Source organism: Pseudomonas sp. UBA3153 (genome assembly GCF_002364635.1).
Taxonomy (GTDB): Bacteria; Pseudomonadota; Gammaproteobacteria; order Pseudomonadales; family Pseudomonadaceae; genus Pseudomonas_O; species Pseudomonas_O kuykendallii.
In genome coordinates, this window is sequence record NZ_DEYR01000073.1 from 101,635 (window position 1) to 101,913 (window position 279).

The 279-nt window shown below is 67.7% G+C and carries 1 protein-coding gene; it reads left to right on the forward strand.

The features are described 5' to 3' along the window. Positions 1-116: 116 nt before the first annotated feature. The coding region (locus B2X67_RS20740; protein ID WP_349677798.1) for a hypothetical protein at positions 117-279 on the forward strand (163 nt) is incomplete at its 3' end.

The window sequence follows — 279 nt, forward strand, 5'->3', positions numbered from 1 at the left end:
ACTGGCGCGGCTGGAGCGCGAGGTGACGATCGAAGCGCTGGAGGCTCTGCAATGAGCATGCAGCAGACAGTGGCAGGGCAGTTCAGCCCGGCTGCGCAACAGGAATCGAGGTACCCATGAATCTGCTGATCGTCACCGCCTGCCCGAACGGGCAGGTCACCAGCGTGCTCTGTGCCCGCTTGCTGGATGCCGCGGCGCAGCGCCTGGGCTGGACGACGCGCGTCGAAGTGCATGATCCGCGCGCCATCGGCTCGCCGCTGAGCGACGCCGACATCGCCG